Source organism: Pseudomonas sp. CBC3, from assembly GCF_037967085.1.
In the GTDB taxonomy this organism is placed as follows: domain Bacteria; phylum Pseudomonadota; class Gammaproteobacteria; order Pseudomonadales; family Pseudomonadaceae; genus Stutzerimonas.
Genome location: NZ_JBANEO010000002.1, coordinates 1105261 through 1126775 on the forward strand (window position 1 = coordinate 1105261; position 21515 = coordinate 1126775).

General features: G+C 59.7%; 16 protein-coding genes. 6 read left to right on the top strand and 10 right to left on the bottom strand.

Annotation, left to right across the window (positions count from 1 at the left end):
- Nucleotides 1–79 precede the first annotated feature (79 nt).
- The 5 genes from V6943_RS12260 to V6943_RS12280 all read left to right on the top strand — a co-directional run bounded on the left by V6943_RS12260 (nucleotide 80) and on the right by V6943_RS12280 (nucleotide 9231).
- Nucleotides 80–1756: an autotransporter assembly complex protein TamA gene (locus tag V6943_RS12260; protein WP_340553739.1), complete on the top strand. Its 1677-nt coding sequence runs from the start codon at nucleotides 80–82 to the stop codon at nucleotides 1754–1756.
- 29 nt (nucleotides 1757–1785) lie between these two features.
- A complete protein-coding gene (locus V6943_RS12265) occupies nucleotides 1786–5445 on the top strand; it encodes a translocation/assembly module TamB domain-containing protein (protein WP_340553740.1) in 3660 nt (1219 codons plus the stop codon).
- Nucleotides 5446–5867: 422 nt separating this feature from the next.
- Nucleotides 5868–7220, top strand: coding sequence for an alanine/glycine:cation symporter family protein (locus V6943_RS12270; RefSeq protein ID WP_131648748.1), 1353 nt, complete (start codon nucleotides 5868–5870; stop codon nucleotides 7218–7220).
- Nucleotides 7221–7271: 51 nt separating this feature from the next.
- Nucleotides 7272–7772: a thiol peroxidase gene (gene tpx, locus V6943_RS12275; RefSeq protein ID WP_181103595.1), complete on the top strand. Its 501-nt coding sequence runs from the start codon at nucleotides 7272–7274 to the stop codon at nucleotides 7770–7772.
- A gap of 283 nt (nucleotides 7773–8055) precedes the next feature.
- Nucleotides 8056–9231 (top strand): NAD(P)-dependent oxidoreductase, encoded by a 1176-nt coding sequence (locus V6943_RS12280; RefSeq protein WP_340553742.1) that lies wholly within the window; start codon nucleotides 8056–8058, stop codon nucleotides 9229–9231.
- Nucleotides 9232–9301: 70 nt separating this feature from the next.
- Here V6943_RS12280 and V6943_RS12285 read toward each other — a convergent pair whose 3' ends face one another.
- From V6943_RS12285 to V6943_RS12330, 10 genes are all read right to left on the bottom strand, one after another.
- Entirely contained in the window at nucleotides 9302–10228 is a 927-nt protein-coding gene (locus tag V6943_RS12285) for an EamA family transporter (RefSeq protein ID WP_131648750.1), read from the bottom strand.
- A 105-nt stretch (nucleotides 10229–10333) separates the two neighbouring features.
- Nucleotides 10334–11614 carry a TRAP transporter large permease gene (locus V6943_RS12290; protein ID WP_181103593.1) on the bottom strand — a complete coding sequence of 427 codons (1281 nt, stop codon included), beginning with the start codon at nucleotides 11612–11614 and terminating at the stop codon, nucleotides 10334–10336.
- Nucleotides 11615–12142 (bottom strand): TRAP transporter small permease, encoded by a 528-nt coding sequence (locus V6943_RS12295; RefSeq protein ID WP_181103590.1) that lies wholly within the window; start codon nucleotides 12140–12142, stop codon nucleotides 11615–11617.
- A 65-nt stretch (nucleotides 12143–12207) separates the two neighbouring features.
- A complete protein-coding gene (locus tag V6943_RS12300; protein WP_181103588.1) occupies nucleotides 12208–13182 on the bottom strand; it encodes a TRAP transporter substrate-binding protein DctP in 975 nt (324 codons plus the stop codon).
- A gap of 88 nt (nucleotides 13183–13270) precedes the next feature.
- Nucleotides 13271–14170, bottom strand: a complete 900-nt coding sequence (locus tag V6943_RS12305; protein WP_340553622.1) for an SMP-30/gluconolactonase/LRE family protein — start codon at nucleotides 14168–14170, stop codon at nucleotides 13271–13273.
- A 40-nt stretch (nucleotides 14171–14210) separates the two neighbouring features.
- On the bottom strand, nucleotides 14211–15035 hold the full coding sequence (locus tag V6943_RS12310; protein ID WP_340553624.1) for an NAD-dependent epimerase/dehydratase family protein: 825 nt from the start codon (nucleotides 15033–15035) through the stop codon (nucleotides 14211–14213).
- A gap of 458 nt (nucleotides 15036–15493) precedes the next feature.
- On the bottom strand, nucleotides 15494–17014 hold the full coding sequence (locus tag V6943_RS12315) for a tripartite tricarboxylate transporter permease (protein WP_131648756.1): 1521 nt from the start codon (nucleotides 17012–17014) through the stop codon (nucleotides 15494–15496).
- Nucleotides 17015–17023: 9 nt separating this feature from the next.
- The gene (locus V6943_RS12320; protein WP_340553627.1) at nucleotides 17024–17512 is read right to left on the bottom strand and encodes a tripartite tricarboxylate transporter TctB family protein; all 489 of its coding nucleotides are present in this window, start codon (nucleotides 17510–17512) and stop codon (nucleotides 17024–17026) included.
- A gap of 65 nt (nucleotides 17513–17577) precedes the next feature.
- Nucleotides 17578–18546: a Bug family tripartite tricarboxylate transporter substrate binding protein gene (locus tag V6943_RS12325; protein WP_340553630.1), complete on the bottom strand. Its 969-nt coding sequence runs from the start codon at nucleotides 18544–18546 to the stop codon at nucleotides 17578–17580.
- Nucleotides 18547–18609: 63 nt separating this feature from the next.
- A complete protein-coding gene (locus V6943_RS12330) occupies nucleotides 18610–20004 on the bottom strand; it encodes an enolase C-terminal domain-like protein (protein WP_340553632.1) in 1395 nt (464 codons plus the stop codon).
- Between the two features lie 557 nt (nucleotides 20005–20561).
- Between V6943_RS12330 and kdgD the strand changes: the two genes are divergently transcribed.
- The gene (kdgD, locus tag V6943_RS12335) at nucleotides 20562–21473 is read left to right on the top strand and encodes a 5-dehydro-4-deoxyglucarate dehydratase (RefSeq protein WP_181103578.1); all 912 of its coding nucleotides are present in this window, start codon (nucleotides 20562–20564) and stop codon (nucleotides 21471–21473) included.
- The last annotated feature ends 42 nt before the right edge of the window (nucleotides 21474–21515 follow it).

Consider the following 21515-nt stretch of genomic DNA (forward strand, 5'->3'; position numbering starts at 1 on the left):
GGTGTCTATCGTGCTAGCATCGCTCGCCATGCGTATGTCCTCCGTTGGCCGGCTCGTTGCCGTCGGCCTAGCCTCGTTTATGTCCACTGGCGTTCATTCAGCGGAGCTCGATGTCAGGATCGAGCCGTCCAACCGTGCCTTGCGCGAAAACGTCGAAAACTACATCGGTGACCTCGGCGACCGTAACGAGCGTGAACTGCTGCGCTACAGCCGTATCGCCCAAGAACAGGCGGAAAAGGCGCTGCAGGCCTTGGGTCATTACAACGGCGAGATCGAATCCGAAGTCAGCGGTGGCGAGAATCCGCAGCTCATTCTGCGTATCGAGCCCGGCGAGCCGGTTCGACTGCGCGATATCACCCTGCGAGTGGATGGGCCGGCCAGCGAGTTGCGTACCTTCCGTGTGCCCCGTAACACGCTCAGGACCGGCGAGGTGCTCAATCACGGCCTGTATGAAGAGGTAAAGCAGCAGATCCTCAATCAGGCCTCGCGCTATGGATTCTTCGAAGGTCGCTTCACGAGTCAGCGCTTGACCATCGACCCTTCGATCAACGCCGCGGACATCGAGCTGGTGTTCGAAAGCGGCCCGCGTTATGTGCTGGGGAATGTCAGCTTCGAAGGCGATTCACCCTTCGACCCGGATCTGCTGGCGCGGATGGTGCCGTTCGAGGCGGGCACGCCTTATGACTCGGAACTGGTGGCCGAGCTCAACCAGGCGATGCAGTCCAGTGGCTATTTCGAAGGGGTACGGGTCGATGCCAACCCGGCCAATGCCCAACAGCAGCGCATTCCTGTCACGGTGCAACTGACCACGCGCGATCCAAGAACCCTAGGGCTGGGGTTGGGATTTTCCACCGACGTGGGGCCGCGCATGCGTCTGGATTTCCTCCGTCACTGGGTCAACCCCCAGGGCCACAGTTACGGCGTCGAGACCGAACTCTCGGCACCGCGTCAGAATGTCGGACTCTGGTACGACGTGCCGCTGGACCCGCCGCTGACCGACAAGCTGCGCTATGCGGCCGGTTACCAATACGAGGAGCTGGGTGACAACGATAGCCTCAGCGAATTGTTGACAGTCGGCCCCGAGTGGCATCGGAAGCTGCCCAGTGGCTGGCAGCGGGTCTGGTCGCTCAAATGGCGCCATGAACAATATGAGCTGGGCGATGATACGGGCGTCAGCACGCTGTTGATGCCCGGCGTCTCCTATAGCTATCTGCGCAGCGACAACCGTATCGACCCAAGCCGTGGCTACCGCCTGGAGTTCGAGCTGGCCGCAGCGAAGGACGGCCTGCTGTCCGACGCGGATCTGATCCATGCAAACACCACGGTGAAAGGCCTGATCACGCTCGCGGACCGTCATCGCTTCCTTGGTCGGGTGCAGGTCGGCGGCAACTGGACCAACGAATACACCAACGTGCCGCCATCACTGCGCTATTTCGCTGGTGGCGATCAAAGCGTGCGCGGTTACGACTATCAGAGCCTATCGCCGACCAACTCGGACGGCGACCGCATCGGCGGCCGTTACCAGCTGGCAGTCAGCGCTGAGTATCAATATTCGCTCACCGACAAGTGGCGCGTGGCGACCTTCATCGATCAGGGAAATGCGTTCAACTCGCTGGAGCTTCCGTCGCTCAAAAGCAGCGTTGGTCTGGGCGTTCGTTGGGTTTCGCCGGTCGGGCCGATTCGTGTCGATCTGGCCCATCCGTTGGACAGTAATGGCGGCGTGCGGCTGCATTTCTCCATGGGGCCGGAGCTTTGAGGCGTACCGCGAAAATTGTCGGCTGGGTAATGCTCGGCCTGGTGACGTTACTGCTACTGATTCTGCTGGCCGTAGGTGCGTTACTGGGCACCCACACGGGAAGCCGTTGGGTCCTGGGCAAGATACCCGGAGTAGAAGTGGAGCAGTTCCACGGACGTCTGGGTGGCGAATGGCAGGCGGAGCGGCTGACATGGCAACAGGGCGCCAACAGGGCGGTAGTGGATGCGCCGCGAATGGCCTGGTCACCGATGTGCCTGTTGCGCATGACGCTGTGCATCGAGGAGCTGGTGGTCGGCGACATCAATCTGCAGTTTCCGCCGACAGCCGAGGATGATGCACCGAGTGAGCCGTTCAGCCTGCCGGACGTCAAACTGCCGCTGGAGCTGCGAATCGAGCGCATCGAAATCGGCGAGCTTCGGCTGAATGATGTCCAGCAGCTGCGAAGCCTGCAGCTGCGCGCCGATTGGCGAAAGGAAGGGCTGGAGATCAGCGCCCTTCAGGTCCGCCGCGATGATCTTTCGCTGGATCTGACCGGCCGCTTGCAACCGAACGGCGACTGGCCGCTGGAATTGAGCGGCACGGCTGCAATCCGTTCACCCGACGAGCAACCCTGGGCGCTGATGCTTGCGGTGAACGGCGAGCTGCGCGACCAGTTGCATTTGAATGTCGAAAGCCAGGGTTACCTAAATGCCAGGCTCAGCGGCCAGCTAAGACCGCTGGCATCTGAGCTGCCGGCGCAGCTTCGGATGGTGGTGGAGCGCTTCAAGGCGACCCCGGAACTGCCCGATGCACTGCGGCTGGATACCCTTGAGCTCAGCGCCGAGGGTGATCTGGAACAAGGCTATCGGCTGGTTGGTGACGGGCGCTTGCAAGGCGAGGGCGGCGCGGTCGGCATTGCGCTGAATGCACTGGTCGACGCCAAACATGCGGAGGTCGAAGCGCTGCAGCTGGATGCCGGCGAAGGGCAACGGATCAGCTTGAACGGGCAGGCCGATTGGCAGGAGGGTCTGACGGGTGAGGCCGAGCTGGCGTGGCGCGATTTTCCTTGGCGCAGGCTTTACCCCGACGTGGATGAGCCGCCGGTGGCGTTGCGCACGCTCGATGCGCAAATCCAGTACGACGACGGCAACTACCTGGGTAATTTTGATGCCGCGCTGACCGGGCCATCCGGTGAATTCACGCTGCGAAGCCCTGTCAGCGGCGACCTCGAAATCGTGCATCTACCGCAGCTGGAATTGCAGGCCGGGCAGGGCAGAGCTGCCGGCAATCTCAGCGTGGGCTTCGCGGATGGCATCGACTGGAACACCCGCCTGGACATGAGCGAACTCGATCCGTCCTTCTGGGTCGCCGAGTTGCCGGGCCAGCTGGCCGGCACGTTGAGCAGCCGTGGCACTATGCGCGATGAGCAACTGCAGGCCGAAGCGCGTCTGGATCTCGCTGGAACGTTGCGTCAGCAACCATTGAAACTACAGCTGGAGGCGAGTGGGCAGGGCGCCGCCTGGAATGTTCCGCTCGTCGACCTGCATCTCGGGGACAACCGAATCCAGGGCAGCGGGCGCTGGGCCGAAACGCTGCAGGCGAATCTTGAGCTCGACCTGACGCGACTGGCGCAGCTCTGGCCTGATCTGCAGGGCCAGTTGGCCGGCGACCTCAAGCTGGCCGGTACGCCGCAAACGCCGGAAGGCACGCTGACCCTCGAAGGCAGTCAGGTGGCGTTCCAGCAAAATCGCATCGAGCATTTGGAGCTGGCCGCCAGCCTCGAACAGGGCGAGCGTGGACAGCTGCGACTGGTTGCTGATGGGCTGCGGGCAGGTGATACCGAGCTCGGCCGGCTACAGGTGACGGGTGACGGCTCCCAACAGGCTCATCAGGCCGATCTGAGTCTGCAAGGGCCGCTGCTGGATCTGTCTCTGGCGTTGGATGGCAGTCTACGCGGCGAGGATTGGCGAGGGCGCTTGCTGCGGGCCGAACTGGATGCTCAAGGCCAGCAATGGGCCCTTCAGCGGCCAGCATCGCTGGAGCGACTGGCCAACGGTCGGATCACATTCGGTGCTCATTGCTTCGGTTCAGGCCCCGCCACGCTGTGTGCTGAAAATCAGCGGCTTCTGCCTGATCCGCAACTGCGCTACCGGCTACGCGACTTTCCGCTCGAATCGCTTGCCGAGCACATGCCGGACAACCTGAACTGGCAGGGCGAGGTCAACGCCGACCTGTCGCTCGACCTGCCCGCGGCCGGTCCTAGCGGCACCATTCGCATCGACGCCGGCCCAGGCACGTTGCGCATGCGTGACGGCGACCAATGGCTGGATTTCCCCTACGCAACCTTGGCTTTGAACAGCGAACTGACGCCCAAACGTGTCGATAGCCACTTGCGCTTCGAGGGCGGCGAACTCGGGGAGCTCGATGTGCGCCTGCAAATCGACCCGAGTACCGAGGCGAAGGCCATCTCTGGGTCCTTCTTTCTGAGCGATTTCGATCTGTCCGTGGCCAGGCCCTTCGTCGCCCAGGTCGAGCGGTTGAATGGGCAACTGAACGGGCGTGGCGAGTTATCCGGCAGCTTGCAGGCGCCGCAGGTCAACGGCGAGCTGCGATTGAGCAACGCCGAGATTGCCGGCAGTGAGTTGCCAGTCAGTTTCGAGCAGCTGCAAGTTCGCGCGCTCATCGAGGGCGAGCGCGTGCGAGTCGACGGTGACTGGCGCAGCGGCGAGCAAGGACGAGGGGCAATCGCCGGAACCTTGAATTGGACCGATGCGCTGGATCTGGACATGCGCATAAGCGGCAGCCGGCTCCCGGTTATCGTCGAACCCTATGCCGAGCTGGAAGTCGAGCCGGATCTACGGCTGGAGCTAGCCGGCGACCAGTTGGCGGTAAGTGGAAAGGTCCGAGTGCCACGTGGAGATATCCAGGTTCGTGACCTGCCTCCTTCGACAGTCAGGGTGTCCGAGGACGCGGTAATCGTCGGCACGGAAGCCGAGGACGCGCAGACGCCGTTGGCCATTCGCATGGATATCGATGTCGAGGTGGGCCAGGACCGCCTGCGTTTCTCTGGCTTTGGCCTCACCGCGGATCTGGCGGGTTACCTGCACATCGGCGACAACCTCGACGCGCGTGGCGAGCTCAATCTCAACAATGGGCGTTATCGAGCCTATGGCCAGCGTCTGACCATTCGCCGCGCGCAGCTGCTGTTCACCGGCGTGCTGTCCCAGCCATTCCTGAATATCGAGGCGATACGGCGGATCGACTCGGACAACGTCATAGCTGGTCTACGCATCACCGGCAGCGCCGAGCAGCCACGGGTCGATGTGTTCGCCGAACCGGCGATGAGTCAGGAACAGGCTTTGTCCTATTTAGTGCTGGGACGGCCGCTGGGAACCGATTCCGGTGAGAACAACATGTTGGCGCAGGCTGCTCTTGGGCTTGGCCTGGCTGGCAGTGCATCGATTACTGGCAATGTTGCGCAGCGTCTGGGTATTGAGGATTTCCAGCTCGACACCGAAGGAAGCGGCACGGAGACCAGCGTGGTCGCCAGTGGGCGCTTGACCGATCGCCTGACGCTTCGCTACGGCGTGGGCGTATTCGAGTCGGCCAACACCGTTGCCCTGCGCTATCAGCTGACCAAACGCATTTTTCTCGAAGCCGCAAGCGGTTTGGCCAGCTCCCTTGACGTTTTCTACCGACGTAATTTCTAAAGTCACGGTGCGGCATCCGCTTCTTGAAAAATATATTGAGTGGACTGGCGGCGGTGCCGCCTTAGGCTACTCTGGTGGGCTTATGTAACCAGCAAGTCGGCGTGACTCAACGGTCGATCTACAAGCCCTCCAGCGTCTTTCCGATGCTGCGCGAATCGCGTGCAATCGACGTCGCGCCAAGCGCTTGTGGTGGTGGTAGGATCGCTCGGTCGCTCCTTGTGTCGCAGCTATTACAGAGGCCTTGGCATGGGCCCTGCAAGTTGTCGGTAGTCACCCAGCACATGAAGTTCAGGGTAATTACCGGGTCGTTTCGGTTAGTGGTGGAAGACGGCAGTAATGCCTGCTGGCGTTGTGCTTCTACTGCGCTCCAATGCGGGCCGCTCGGGCAAGGATGTCTAACATAATCAATAAGGGTGCTTTGAATGGAATTTCTGCAAAACCTGGTCAATAGCGTCAATGGTCTCGTCTGGGGACCGCCCATGCTGGTGCTGATTCTAGGCACCGGTTTCTTCCTCATGGTCATGCTCAAGTTCATGCCTCTGGTGCGTATCGGCACCGGTTTCGCGCTGATCTGGCGCGGACGCGTCAAGGGCGATGAAGACACGGGCGAGATCAGCCCGTTCCAGGCCCTCATGACCTGTCTGGCGGCCACCGTCGGTACCGGTAACATTGCCGGTGTCGCCACCGCCATCTTCCTCGGTGGGCCGGGTGCGCTGTTCTGGATGTGGTGTACGGCGCTGGTGGGCATGGCGACCAAGTACTGCGAAGTGGTACTGGCCGTGCATTACCGCGAGAAGGATGACCGCGGCGAGCATGTCGGTGGCCCGATGTATGCCATCAAGAATGGTCTGGGCAAGAAGTGGCTGTGGCTCGGCGGGGCATTCGCGATCTTTGGTGGGCTAGCTGGCTTCGGCATCGGCAACATGGTGCAGGTGAACAGCATGGCGCTTGCGCTCGAAACCACCTTCTCGGTGCCGCTGTGGCTCACTGGTCTGGTCACGATGGTGGTTGTCGGTCTGGTGATTCTCGGTGGCATCAAGCGCATTGGTGCCGTGGCCGCTGCACTGGTGCCTTTCATGTGCGTTGCCTACATCATTGCCGGTATCGTCGTGTTGGTGGTCCATGCCTCCGAGATCCCGGCGGCCTTCGATCTGATCTTCACTCACGCCTTCACGCCCATTGCGGCCACTGGCGGGTTCGCCGGTGCGGCGGTCATGGCCGCTATTCGCTTCGGTGTGGCGCGCGGTATTTTCTCCAACGAAGCAGGTCTGGGTACGGCGGGTATTGCCCAGGCGGCCGGCACCACTAAAAGCTCCGTGCGCTCCGGAATGATCGGCATGATGGGTACCTTCATCGATACCATCATCATCTGCTCCATTACCGGTCTCGCGATCGTTTGTTCCGGCGTCTGGACCAGTGGCGAAAGCGGCGCGGCATTGTCTGCTGCAGCCTTTGAATCGGCTATGCCTGGATTTGGTGGCGCCGTACTAACCATCGCCCTGGTGGTCTTCGCCTTTACCACCATTCTGGGCTGGAGCTACTTCGGTGAGAAATGCTGGGAGTTCATGATGGGCACCAAAGCGATCTGGCCATTCCGCGTCATCTGGGTATTGGCAGTGCCCTTCGGCGCGATCGCACAGCTCGACTTCGCCTGGCTGCTGGCAGATACCCTTAACGGTTTGATGGCGATTCCCAACCTTATCTCGCTGATTCTGCTTAGCCCTGTCGTGGTCAAGTTGACCAAGGAATACTTCGCCCGCAAGCAGGCAATTTAAGCAAACTGGGCCGCAGGGTAGTCTTGCGGCCCATGACTGAGAGGAGTTCACATGACTGAAGTAACCCTGAAAGGCGCCCCGATCCAGGTCGCTGGCACGTTCCCACAGGGCGGCCAGAAAGCGAGGCCATTTAGCCTGGTAGGCGGTGATCTGTCAGATATCACGCTGGAGAGCTTTGCCGGTAAGCGCAAGGTTTTGAACATTTTCCCGAGTATCGATACGCCGACTTGCGCCACTTCGGTGCGCAAGTTCAATGCTCAAGCCAACGAACTGGCCAACACCGTGGTGCTATGCATCTCCGCGGACTTGCCATTCGCGCAGAAGCGTTTCTGCGGTGCTGAAGGTTTGGAAAATGTGGTGAATCTATCGAGCATGCGTGGCCGCGAGTTCCTCGAAGATTACGGCGTGTTGATCGCCAGCGGTCCGCTCGCGGGCGTCTCCGCACGCGCGGTCGTGATTCTGGACGAGCAGGATCAGGTGCTCTACAGCGAATTGGTGCCGGAGATCGGTAGCGAGCCGAATTACGACGCAGCTATTGCCGCACTCAAGTAAGTGATCGGTAGAAAGGCGGCGCAACGCCGCCTTCTACTCCCGACTCGATAGCCTGGCGCCACCTTTACGCGAGCCCGCGTCGATGGGCCGATAACCTTCCTCCAGTCAGTTTTTCATGTGGCCTTTGTTCTGCGTTGGTTCACTGCGATGGCGATAGGCCAGATTTTTTAATTTGCTACAAAATCTTTTCGTGTGACTGCGGTCCTACCTTTCATTGCCAAACTGAATGGATTCGCTTATGCCACTCTCGCCCCCCAAGAAGATCGGTGTTTCGGGCACAGGGATGATCGCCCACTGCCTCATTCGCCTATTCGAACAGCATTTTCAGGACCTGCAAGTTTCCCGGGTGCTGACGCGTCGGCCGTTGAATTCGTTCACCGACTTTCCGCTTACTGAGCGGCTTACCAATTCCATCGATCAGCTTATCGACGAGGCTGACCTGATCATCGAATGCAGCGGTGATGTTTTCCACGGTACGGAGGTTATCGAGCGTGCCTTCGAGGCAGGGTTGCCAGTCGTTACGGTAAACGCCGAGCTACAGGTGACGACAGGTTCTTATCTGGCTGGGAAGGGCTTGCTCACCGAGGCGGAAGGCGACCAGCCGGGCTCGCTGGCGGCGTTGCATGAAGAAGCCTTGATGATGGGGTTCAAGCCGCTGGTATACGGCAACATGAAGGGCTATCTGAATCACGATCCGACACTGGAAGACATGATGTTCTGGTCGAAGCGCCAAGGCATCAGCATCGACCAGACGACGTCTTTTACCGATGGCACCAAGGTACAGATCGAGCAGGTAATCGTAGGGAACGGCTTGGGCGCAAGCATTACCAAACAGGGCCTGGGCGGGCTGGCTTCGACCAACCTGACCGAAACCGGCAACGTGCTGGGCATGATGGCTGATCGTCTCGGCCAACCCTTCGTTGACTACGTGATCCCGTCCGGCTACTCGGCCGGAGGCGTGTTTCTGGTCTGCCGGCATGACGATAACCAACAGGCTGCTCTCGAATATTTCAAGCTCGGGCCAGGTCCCTATTACACCTTGGTGCGCCCGTTCCACCTGTGTTCACTCGAGGTCGGCAAAACCGTACGCCGTGTGTTCAATGGCGGCGGCGTGCTGCTGAACAATTCAACTACACCGACGCTCGGTGTGGCTGCGATTGCCAAGCGCACGATGCGCCCGGGTGAGCTGATCGAGCGCGGCATTGGCGGTTTCCAGTTCCGTGGCGAGGCGGTGAAGCTCGACGAGAATCCCGATCACGTGCCGATTGGACTGCTGCGCAAGACGGTACTCAAGCGTGCGGTTGAGCCGGGGCAGTTGATCACGTTCGATGATGTCGACATCCTGCCGAGCCGTGCGCTGGATATCGCCATGCAGCAGCGTGCGGAACGCATCGCCAGGAGCAAGCAAACATCAGGAGCGAGCCGGGAACCAGGCGGGATGATAGCGACAGGCAGCTGAACGTTGCTGTAAGAAGAGAAGGCCGCGAATGCGGCCTTCTTTCATATAAAGAAAAGGGATTACTGCTGGATCAATCCTTGCGGTAAGTCAGCATGACGATGCCGAAGATGACGATGGCGCCCCCGAGAATCTGACCCGCTGCGAGCATCTGATCGAGCACCAACCAGCCCATGATCAAGGTCGCCAGGGGTTCGATGTTCATCACCGGTGCGTTGCGCGACATGTTGAGTCTTGGCACGGATACGAACAGCGTAATGAATGCCGCGCCATAGAGCCCGACCAGCACTGCCAGCGCTGTCCAGCCGGTGCCACTCTGCGGCAACGACAGCCCGCCAGGCAGCAAGCCGCTGGCCCCGGCAAGGTTGGCGCTGCTGAATACGATCAGCATGGTCAACAGGCTGCGCACCGATCCGCGTACCTGCGACAGCTTGTGGTCGGTGATCCAGAGCGCTAGAGCGAAAACGCTGGCGGCACAGAATGCGAGCGCGACCCCGAGAATCCACTCCGGTCCTGCGTCTTCGCTGGAAGAGAGGCGTGCCGGCACTTCCAGGACGAATATCAAGCCGACCAGTATCAAGCCCATCAGCAACGCAGTGCGCGCTGTGGGGCGCGCCCCTCCCAAGGCCCATGTCAGCAAGGCCAGCAAGATCGGAAACACATTGGCCACCAGTAGCGCCAATGCCACCGGAACCCGCGCCACGGCTGAATACAGACAGATGCTTTGAGTGGCTATCAACAAGCCCAACAACAACTGCCAGCGCCAGGCACCGGGCGCTAGGCGGATGCTCTGCCGCTGCCAGAAAACCAGCCCGGCCAGAACAATGAGCGTACCGCCCGAACGCAAAAGGATTGCCAACAACACGCCCGCGCCATCATCGAAGGCTACCCGCGCCGCGACATGGTTACCGGCGAACCCGCAGCCGAGGCAGACGAGTATCAACACTGCGATATGGCGCGGGAAAGTTACGGGTACGTCGGGAGTAGCTATAGCAGTCATGTCGAGTTCCGATCCTAATAATCAAACGCCAGCCCTATAGGCTGGCGTAGGTGAACATTGAGCGGTGAGACCGCCCGCCCTTTGAACAGGGCGGGCGGCGTCGCGTTACAGCACTACACTCGGCAGCCACAGGGAGATTGCCGGAATGTAGGTGACGGCCATCAGCACCAGGAACAGCGCGGCATAGAAGGGTAACAGCGCCTTGATGGTGTTTTCGATGGTGACCTTGCCAATGGCGGCACCGACGAACAGCACCGCTCCCACCGGCGGGGTGATCAGGCCGATACCGAGGTTGACCAGCATGATCATGCCGAAATGCACCGGATCGACCCCGATATCGGTGATCACGGGCATCAGGATCGGTGTGAGGATGAGAATAAGCGGAGCCATATCCATCAGCGTACCGAGTGCCAGCAGCATGAAGTTGATGCACATGAGGATCACGTAGCGGTTGTCCGACAGGGTCAGGAACATCGAGGTGATTTTCGAGGGGATCTGCATCAACGTCATGATGTAACCGAAGGCACCTGCGAAGGCGATCAGGATCATCACGATCGACAAGGTCCGCACTGTGCGATGCAACAGCTTGGGCAGTTCGCGCCATTTGTAATCGCGGTAGATGAACATGGTCACGAAGAATGCCCAGAGCACTGCAATCGCCGCGGACTCGGTCGCGGTGAACACACCGCTGAGGATGCCACCCAGGATGATCACCATGGTGAACAGCCCCCAGAGCGCATCGACGCAGATTTTCAGTGCCTGGCGTAGTGGAATGACTTCGCCCTTGGGGTAGTTACGCTTTCTGGCGAATATCAGGCAAAGCCCCATCATCACCGCGCTGAGCAGCAGGCCTGGGCCGATACCGGCGATGAACAGTGAGGCGATGGAAACGGTGCCGCCAGCGGCCAGCGAGTAGAGCACCGAGTTGTGACTTGGTGGCGTCAACAGCGCCTGGACCGAGCCGCTCACGGTCACGGCGGTGGAAAACTCGCGGGGGTAACCCTTGCGTTCCATTTCCGGAATGAGGACCGAGCCGACCGAGGCCGTATCGGCCAGGGAAGAGCCGGAGATCGCTCCGAAGAAGGTCGAGGCCATGATGTTGACCAGCGACAACCCGCCTCGGACAAAGCCGACCAGCACGCTGGCGAAGGCCACCAAGCGCCGGGACATGCCGCCCTCGGCCATGATGGCCCCAGCCAGCACGAAGAAGGGAATGGCCAGCAAGGAGAACTTGCTGATGCTTCCGGCAATCTGAATCATCACCGCATGAAACGGAATGTCGATGTACCAGGCGCCAGCCAGCGCAGCCAGGCCCAGCGAATAAGCGACGGGGACGCGCAGGAAAATCAAGACGATGAAGCTGCCTACCAGTATGAGCGCATCCATTTAGAGTGTTTCCTTGCTGTCTTCGAAAAGCTCGAAATTGACCGAGCGACGATGGCGTTGATCGCCGAAGCAGAGCTTCTCAACGATGAAGATCAGACTCAGGAAGCCGCCGATGGCAATGGGTGAGTAAGCGATGCCCACGCGTAGCGTTGGCAGGGTGCTCATATATTGATTCCAGGTGGCGATGCACAGTTTGATGCCCCAGATCAGCATGAACAGGCAGATTGCGGCCATAAGGAACTGGACCAGAAGATCAATGTAACGCTGCCAGGAAGCGGGCATGCGATCCGTCAACGTGGTGACCGCCATGTGCGCACCGGCACGATAGCTGGCCGCCGCGCCGACGAAGGTAAAGATGGCCATCAGCAGTATCGCCACCGGTTCGGGCCAGCCGGCGCCGGTGCGCAGTACATAGCGAGCAAAAATGCCCCACGGAATGATCAGGGCCATGGCCGTAATGGACAAACCGGCAACCCAGATACAGCTGAGGTAGATCACGTCATTGAGGCGTAGTAAGGAGTTTTTCATGAGGCTTCACCGCGAGCACGACGCCGGCTGCGGGCCGGCGTCGCGAGGTTCTTCTGAACGACCTGTTACTGGACGGCTTCGATACGCTTGATCAGATCGGCGTAGGCGGAGCCGTACTTTTCGCGTACCGGGGCGGTGGCATCGTAGAAGGGCTTCTTATCGACTTCGATAAACTCCACGCCTTCGGCTTTGAGCTTTTCTTCACTGCTGGCGGATTTTTCATCCCAGAGCTTGCGCTCCTCAAGCTGCGCTTCCTTGGCGAATGTCTTTACCATTTCCTGTTGTTCCGGGGTGAGCTTGTTCCAGGCCGTCTTGGACATGACGATAGGCTCGGGAAGGATCAGGTGGCCGGTCAGGGTGTAGTACTTGGCGGTGCGGTAATGGTTGTGTTCGAGCATGGTTGGCGGATTGTTCTCAGCACCGTCGACGACGCCAGTCTGCAGGGCGCTGAAGATCTCGGCGGTATCCATCGCCACGCCCTGGGCGCCCATGGCGTTCAGGGTGTCGATGAACAGCGGGTTGCCCATCACGCGGATCTTCATGCCCTTGAGGTCTTCGATGTTGCGTACCGGCTCCTTGCTGTAGAGGTTGCGAACACCGCCATCCATCCAGGCTAGGCCGACCATGTTGAATTCGGACTCGGTGATCTTGTCGAGCAACTCTTGGCCGATCTCGCCGTCGATGATCTTGCGCATGTGGTCGTGGTTACGGAACACGAACGGCATGTTGAAGACGTTGACATCCGAAACCACCGGACCAAGCGTGCCGAGGCTGACGCGGGTCATCTGCACGGCGCCGATCTGCAGCTGTTCGACCACTTCCTTTTCCGAGCCCAGCACGCCGCCGGAGAACATCCGGTACTTCAGTTCGCCATCGGTGGCGTCTTCGAGTTTCTTGCCCAGGTTTTCCATGGCCACGACGGTCGGATAACCGGCTGGATGAACCTCGGCCATTTTCAGCGTGGTGGCGGCTTGTGCGAGGCCCGGCAGACACAGGGCGAAGGGAAGCGCGGCGATGAGCAACTTGCGTTTGAAGTTCATGTGAATCTCCATCTTGTTGTTGTTGATGTTGCAGCGTTGCGAGCGACAAGGTCGGGCGACTGCGGGCCTGTCCTTGGTGGGTGAAGCGTTAGCGGAAGCGGGGTTCCTCCATTCCGGCGACGCCGGGTTGCAGCGCGAATACGCCGCCAGACAGTGGCTGGTCGGAGAGGTCACCGCCTGGGCGAATGGATGTGACGAACAGAGTGTCCAAGCCAGGGCCGCCAAAGGCGCACATGGCGGGTTTCTTTACCGGCACTTCGAGCGAGCGGTCGAGACGACCGTCAGGTGTGAAGCGATGAATCAGGCCTGCGTCGTTACCGCAGATCCAGTAGCAGCCGTCGATGTCGACGGCTGCGCCATCCGGGCGACCGGGATATTGGTTCATGTCCACGAACAGCCTGCGATTGCTCGGCGTACCACTTTCGATGTCGTAATCGAAGGCCCAGATTTTCTGCACGGTGGGGTGGGAGTCCGACAGATACATGGTGCGGCCATCGGGACTGAAGCCGAGTCCGTTGGGTACGATGAAGTCGTTCAGGCGTGCGCTGAGCGGATCACTGTCGACGGCACCGTCGAGCCGATACAGCGCGCCTGCGGAAATGCCGGCGGCCATATCCATGACCATGGTTCCCGCCCAGAAGCGCCCCTGGCGGTCGCAGCGGCCATCATTGAAGCGCATGTTGCCGTGGCCATGCTGCACACCGGCCAGGCGTGTGGCGTGAAGGGAGCCGCCGTCCTGCGGAGTAAGATCGAAATAGCCGTTTTCCATGCCGGCGACCCAGCGATTGCCTTCACCCTCACGGCGAGCGATGCAAGCGATCATCTGGTCGGCTGTCCAACGGGTTACCTTGGCGTCCGCCGCCTGCCAGCGCAGCAGGTGGCGGTTGGGAATATCGACCCAGTAGAGCGCTTGTTCATGCGCGACCCAGACCGGACTTTCTCCGGTGGCGTTCTGCGCATCGACTATCAGTTCTGCTTGGTTTGCCATGGCGATTCTCTTGTCGTTGTTCTCGGCGTGGCGGGAAGAGTCAATCGTCGAACGGACCTGCTTCGCAGAAGGCGCCGCCCTGGTAGATCAAGGCAGGATCATTGGCAGCGTAGGGCGGTTGCGCTTCAACCTTTTCGCGGAACACCTCGGATGTGTCCTTGGGTTCGAAGCCCAGATGGGCCGCCATGTGGTTGTCCCACCAGACGTCACGGTTCGCCGATGCGCCGTAGACAACGGTGTGCCCGACGTTTGGGGTGAACAGCGAACGCTCGATCAGGTCGGTCAGGTCGCAGTAGCTCAGATAGGTGGCCATCATTCGGCGGTTGAGTGGCTCGGGGAAGGAAGACCCGATGCGGATGCTGACGGTCTCGATGCCGTAGCGATCGAAGTAGAAGCTTGCCATGTCCTCACCGTAGGACTTGGACAGGCCGTAGTAACTGTCCGGACGGCGTGCGACGCTGGCGTCGATTTTTTCGGTCTGCTTGTAGAAGCCGATCACATGGTTGGAGCTGGCGAAGACAACGCGTTTGATGCCGTGCTTGCGTGCGGCTTCGTAGACATGAAACACGCCGCGAATGTTGCCTTCGAGAATTTCCTCGAAAGGCCGCTCGACCGATACCCCACCAAAATGCGCAATGGCGTCGACGCCTTCGCAGAGGGCATGTACGGCGGCTTTGTCGGCGAGGTTACAGGTCACTACCTCTTCGTGAGGGCCAGCAGCGGGCTCCATCGAGGCGATATCGGAGAGGCGAATGATATTGGCGTAAGGGCGAAGCGTTTCGCGTAGCACCTTGCCCAAACCTCCTGCCGCTCCCGTTAGCAGGAGGCGATTGAAGGGTGTGGCAGTGGTTGTCTTACTTGTCATGAGGATCTGCCTATCGCTTATTGTTTTGATGTCATCGGTTGTCAGATGACTTGTGCTCGATTATTTGCGTCGCCGTAGGTGTTTGTCAACCCGCTGAGCAAATAACGCTTCATCAAACGATCTATGAAATAGCCTTCCACCGGCTAGGTACTGGAGGCCACGAAATAACCATCCAGTGCGGACTTGCGAGCACTCCGCCAGTAGCATCGACCACCACGCTAACTATCCGTACGGCGTTTTCACATCCCACTAAAGTCGTGATGGCCAGCACACCGGCGTGTAGCGAGAAAGCTCCGATATTCCACTCAGGTTGTATGATGACGGAGTCGCGTGACTATCTCTGGCCGAGGGCATCGGTAAACCCTTGTTGGCAGCTTCACCAAACAAAAGACTGCGCCAAAGGGCGCGGTCGGCGGTCTAGCACAACTCCCAATCTCTGCCGCAACTGGGGGGTTGTTTCAGGCGCCCTGCAACTTGGTTACGGCACTCCTTTGGTGGCGCAGCGCGGTCACGAGATGCCATAGCACCGACGCAAGCGCCAGCAACAGAAAACTGGCCGAGATCGGATTCGTTAAAAAGCCCATGAAGTCGCCATCCGACAACATCAGGCCGCGACGCAGGTTGGTCTCGGCCATCGGACCCAGGATGAAGCCAATGATGAATGGCGCCGCGGGCATCCCGCCTTTGACGAAACCGTATCCAATCAGGCCGAACAGCAGAATGGTCCAGACATCGAACACGCGACTGCTCAAGCCGAAAGCACCTACCACGCATAGAACCAGGATGATCGGCAGCAGAATATGCTTGGGCACGGCCAGCAGTTTGATGAAGATCCGTAGCCCATAGAACTCCAGTACCAACATCAAAACCGAGGCCAGGATCAGTGCCGCGAAGATGGTGTAGACCAGCTCACCCTGGCTGATGAACAGCAGCGGTCCGGGTTGGATACCGTGGATCATGAAGCCACCGAGCAGGATCGCGGTGACGGTGTCCCCTGGAATACCGAGCGTCATCAGCGGAATCATGGCGCTGCCGATGCCTGCGTTGTTCGCGGTTTCACTGGCGACCACGCCTTCGACGGCGCCCTTGCCGAACTGCTCGGGATGTTTGGAGCGTTTCTTGGCAATGATGTAGGAGACGATGTTCGAAGTGCCAGCGCCGATGCCCGGCAGGATGCCGATACCGATGCCGATCAATCCCGAGCGGAACGCGTTTGGAATCTGCCCGAAAAACTCCCTGAGTGAAAAGCCGAAGCCCTTGACGTTCTTCATGCTTACAGAGGCAACCTTGGTTTTGTGCGCTGCCCGGCCGGTCTCGGCGATCTTGATCACCTCAGCCACCGCGAACATACCGATCATGACCGTCAACATGGCGAAGCCGCCGTTCAGGTTGGGCGAGTCGAAGGTGAAGCGGCGAATGGCGTCGACTGGCGCGATGCCTACCGTGGAAAACGCAAAACCCAGGACGCCGGCATAGATGCCTTTAAGCAGCGAGCCGGTGGAGAGCGTTGCAATCAGCGTTAGCGAGAAGATCGCAATGGCAAAGTATTCGTGCGGCCCGAAGCGCAAGGCGATTTTGGCCAGTGAAGGAGCGATCGAAAGCAGGGCGACGATGCTGAAGATGGTGCCAAGAAAGGAGAACACCACGCCCACGCCAAGCGCCTTCAACCCTTCACCTTTTTCCATCATCGGCCCACCATCGAAGGTGGTGGCGATGGAGGCGGGCGTTCCGGGAATCTTCAGCAGAATCGCCGAAATCAGGCCTCCCGAGGTGGCGCCAACGAACAGCGCGACCAGCAGCGACAGCCCGGCGGCAGGACCCATGGCATAGGTGAGCGGCAGGCAGAGCGCAATCGCCATCGTCGCCGACAATCCGGGGACCGCGCCAAAGACGATGCCGACGGCTACGCCAAGCGTGATCAGGATGAAAATGTAGGGGGAGAAGACCGCGGCGAAGCCGGTCTGGAAGAGTTCGATCATGGCCGTCTCCTAGATTTTCAAAAAGCCGGCCGGGAGCATCAGATCGAAGCCCTGGCGGAAGGTGACGAAAATGACGGCCGATGACACCAGCGCAATGACGATATAAGCGACATGGTTGATCTTCCGCTCACGCGGAGTGATCACGATGAACTGCGCATACAGATACAGCACGGTCATGATCGGAAAGCCGACTTTCTGCAGCAACGCAACGTACACGGCGATCAATCCCAGTGTCTTGAACACGGTGGGGTAGTCCGGCGGCGTGCTGTCGGGGAGTTCTGCATCGGCATCTGGGTCTGCCGGTGGCTGCGTGGCCTTGGTCGCGGTCAGCAATTGCAGCACACCGAGCAGGCATAGCCCGATCGACAGAACATAGGGAACGGTGGAAGCGTCAATGGCGCCTTTGCGCGGAAGGTTCATGGTCAGGAACAGGTAGAACAGGCCGGCGCCCAGCATCAGCGCTCCGACCAGCAACTCCTTTCTCTTATAGGTGTGCATGGTGATTCTCGTATCGGAGGGAGAATTGCCGGGCGCAGGGCGCGCGCCCGGCATCGTCGCGGTGCTTACTTGCTTTGGCGCAACTCGTCCTTGTATTCCATGAAGTCTTCGCGAGTGTTCTTCAGGCGCTCTATGGATGTCTCAGTGTCGAAATAGCTGACTGGCTGTTTGAAGGATTTGCGCAGCTCATCGGCGTACTCGGGCATTTCGGTGATCTGTTTCACGATGCCTGCCATTTTGTCCACGATGGCCGGGTCGGTGCCGTCCGGGAAGGCAACGATGTAGGGCTTATCCATGACGAAGTCGACGCCTTGCTCTTTGAACGTCTTGACGTCTCCGAGCAATGGGTTGCGCTCGTCGTTGGGTTGACCGAGAGCCACCATCTCGCCGCTGGCGATGTAGTCCTGAACGGACCCGTAGCTGATTGCGGCGAGGTCGATACGGCTACCCAGTAGCGCGACGACCTTCTCGGAAACCGTACCGGCGTCGACCATCTTCAGCTTGGTGTCGGTCAGGCCCTCGAACTTCAAGCCCTGCAGGTGTGAGTAGCTGCCCATCTCGGTGCCATAGGTCACGCTGCTTGGCTCGGCCTTGGATTTGGAGATCAGATCTTCCAGCGAGGTCAGGCCGGAGCTTTTCGAAGCGACGAAAATAGCCCCCTTGTCGACGCCCGCGATGCAACAGATGTCGAAGGCATCGAGGCTGTCTTCGCTCAATCCCGCCACTTCGTTGACGATCATTTGCCCGGTGTGGGTGAACAGAATGGTGTTGCCATCCGGATCGGCCTGCTTGACCTGTTCGGCGGCGAGGGTGCCGCCGCCACCGGCGACGTTGGTTATAACCATCGCTTCACCGGTGATCTTGGTGAAGTACTTGGCCATGGTGCGGGCATTGAAGTCGGTATCACCGCCGGCATTGGCGATGACGACGACCTGAACCGGACGCGTGGGCCATTCGGTCTCGGCGGCAAACGCGCCGCTGACGGCAGTTGCCAGTACGGCGGACACAAGGGAGGCGCTAATTGCTTTTTTCATTGTCAAGTCTCTCCGGTTGGGGGTGCGGCTCGTCTTATCGTTCTGCTTGGCTCGCGTTGGGGGTCATGAACGGCCCAGGCTGGGTCGCTTGGGATCGTATTTCCAGCCTGGCGCCAGGTACTGCATGGCCATGGCGTCGTCACGGGCGCCAGTGGTGACTTTGTTGTACAGCTCGTGCGCGGCCATGATCCGGTCCATGTCCGGCTCGATACCAAGGCCCGGCTTGTCGGGCACCTGTACTTCGCCACCAACGATTTGCAGGGGCTCGCGGGTCAGGCGCTCCTGGCCTTCCTGCCAGATCCAATGGGTGTCGATCGCGGTGATCTTTCCGGGCGCGGCTGCGGCGGCGTGGGTGAACATCGCCAGCGATACATCGAAGTGATTGTTGGAGTGCGAACCCCAGGTCAGGCCGAACTGCTCGCATAGCTGAGCGAGGCGCACCGAGCCTTGCATGGTCCAGAAGTGCGGATCGGCCAGCGGAATATCGACGGCGTCCAGGCGGAACGAATGTCCCATCTGCCGCCAGTCGGTCGCCACCATGTTGGTAGCGGTCGGGATACCGGTTGCACGCTTGAATTCGGCCATGATTTCGCGACCGGAGTAACCGTTTTCCGGACCGCAAGGGTCTTCGGCATACGCGAGGATATGGCCCTGGCCCTTGCACAGTTCGATGGCCTCGGCCAGTGACCATGCGCCATTGGGGTCCAGCGTGACGCGCGCGTCGGGGAAGCGCATCTTGATGCCGGCGATCGCCTGCATTTCCTCGCTGCCGCGCATCACGCCGCCCTTGAGTTTGAAATCCTTGAAGCCGTAGCGCGCCGAGGCGGCCTCCGCCAGCCGAACGATTGATTCGGGAGTGACTGCCTCTTGATGACGGATGTGGTACCAGTCATCGGTTGAACCGGTACCGGAGAGATAGGGCAGGTCGGTGCGATTGCGATCCCCTATATAGAAGAGGTACGCCAGCATCGGCACGCTGTCACGTTGCTGCCCGCTGCCGAGCAACTCCGCCACAGGCACATCGAGATGCTGGCCGAGCAGGTCGAGGAGGGCGGCTTCGACCGCAGTGATGACGTTGTCCAGCCGCAGATTGATCTCGTGCGGCTGCTTCAATACGGCGGCTTCCGCCTCCGAGGTGACCTGATGCTGAGTAGTCTGTGGACCACCAGCCGCGCCGCCTGCGATGGCATGGCGCAACGTATTCAATACCCGGTTGTAGCGACCGATCTGCTGGCCTATCACCAGCCCCTTGGTACGTTCGAGCGCCTGACGGATGCCTTCGCCTCCCGGCACTTCACCGATACCGGTGCGGCCGGCGCTGTCTTTGAGGATCACCAGATTGCGGGTGAAATACGGAGAGTGCGCGCCGCAGAGGTTGAGCAGCATGCTGTCGTAACCTGCCACCGGAATCACCTGCATTTCAGTTACCGCCGGGGTCGCCGTCTTTGCGTCTAGCATCTGCTGCATAGCTCCTTGATTGTTGTTGTGAGCGAGGGTTGATCAGTTGTGTATCGCGAGGGCCGAGCGTCTCCGTGCCAGCTTTGCAGCAGCGGGGCAGCCCGGACTGACTGTGAGGTCGATTTGATCTGTAACGTGAAAATCGAACAGTGCAGAGCTCATCGATGCCGCAAATGGAACTCGACGCGTAAGAGACAGCTTGATCGCTAGAGGAGGGCGGGAGAGATACATGGCTCTAAGCTCTGTTTTTGTTATACGTTGTCGTATGACTTGACTGGTTTTTTAGCAGTGCACTGAGTGGATGTCAAACAATTGAAACGTCCCAAACAGCATCTTTGTGGTTCATCGGTTAAGCATCTTCTGTTGCATTTGGTACTGCTTTGCTATTGCGATCCATCGGACATCTATCGCTCGTTCTATGCCATTTAAAGGTGCCGTCAATGAGCCGCTCGAGAAACTTCTATAAAACGGCTAGCATTCATAATAGTTGTACGATAACGTATCTCCAAGGCTGCGGCCCCACTCATACCGATTAGTTTCATTAGGATGCTCGAACAATGAATCCACAAGAACTGAAGGCCATCCTCTCTTCTGGTCTGCTGTCCTTCCCGCTCACCGATTTCGACCAGCAGGGCGACTTCAACCGTGCCGGTTATATCAAGCGCCTGGAATGGCTGGCACCTTATGGTGCGACGGCACTTTTCGCTGCGGGTGGCACTGGCGAATTCTTCTCGCTGACACCTCAGGAATATCCTGAAATTATCAAGACAGCGGTCGATACCTGCGCCGGGCAGGTGCCGATTCTCGCCGGTGTCGGTGGCCCGACTCGTCAGGCCATCGCCTATGCCCAAGAAGCGGAGCGTCTGGGGGCGAAAGGTCTGCTGTTGCTGCCTCACTACCTGACCGAAGCCAGCCAGGAAGGTGTCGCCAAACACGTCGAGGAGGTGTGCAAGTCGGTCAATATCGGTGTGGTGGTCTACAACCGCAACGTATGCCGCCTGACTGCGCCTCTGCTCGAACAACTGGCCGAACGCTGCCCAAACCTGATCGGTTACAAGGACGGCCTGGGCGATATCGAACTGATGGTGTCCATCCGTCGTCGTCTCGGCGAGCGCCTGACCTATCTGGGTGGCCTGCCGACTGCCGAAGTCTATGCCGCGGCATACAAGGCACTCGGCGTTCCGGTCTATTCATCGGCGGTGTTCAACTTCGTTCCGAAGATGGCGATGGAGTTCTACCATGCCGTCGCCCGCGAGGATCACGAAACCGTCGGTAAGCTGATCGATGATTTCTTCCTGCCTTATCTCGACATTCGCAACCGTTGCAAGGGCTACGCGGTCAGCATCGTCAAGGCTGGCGCACGTATCTCTGGTTACGATGCCGGCCCGGTTCGCGCACCCTTGACCGAGCTGCGACCTGAAGAATACGAAGCGCTCGCCGCTTTGGTCGAAAAGCAGGGCGCTCAATAACGGTCCAGCCCGATCTATCACTCGCCCCACCCGCCGTCGGCG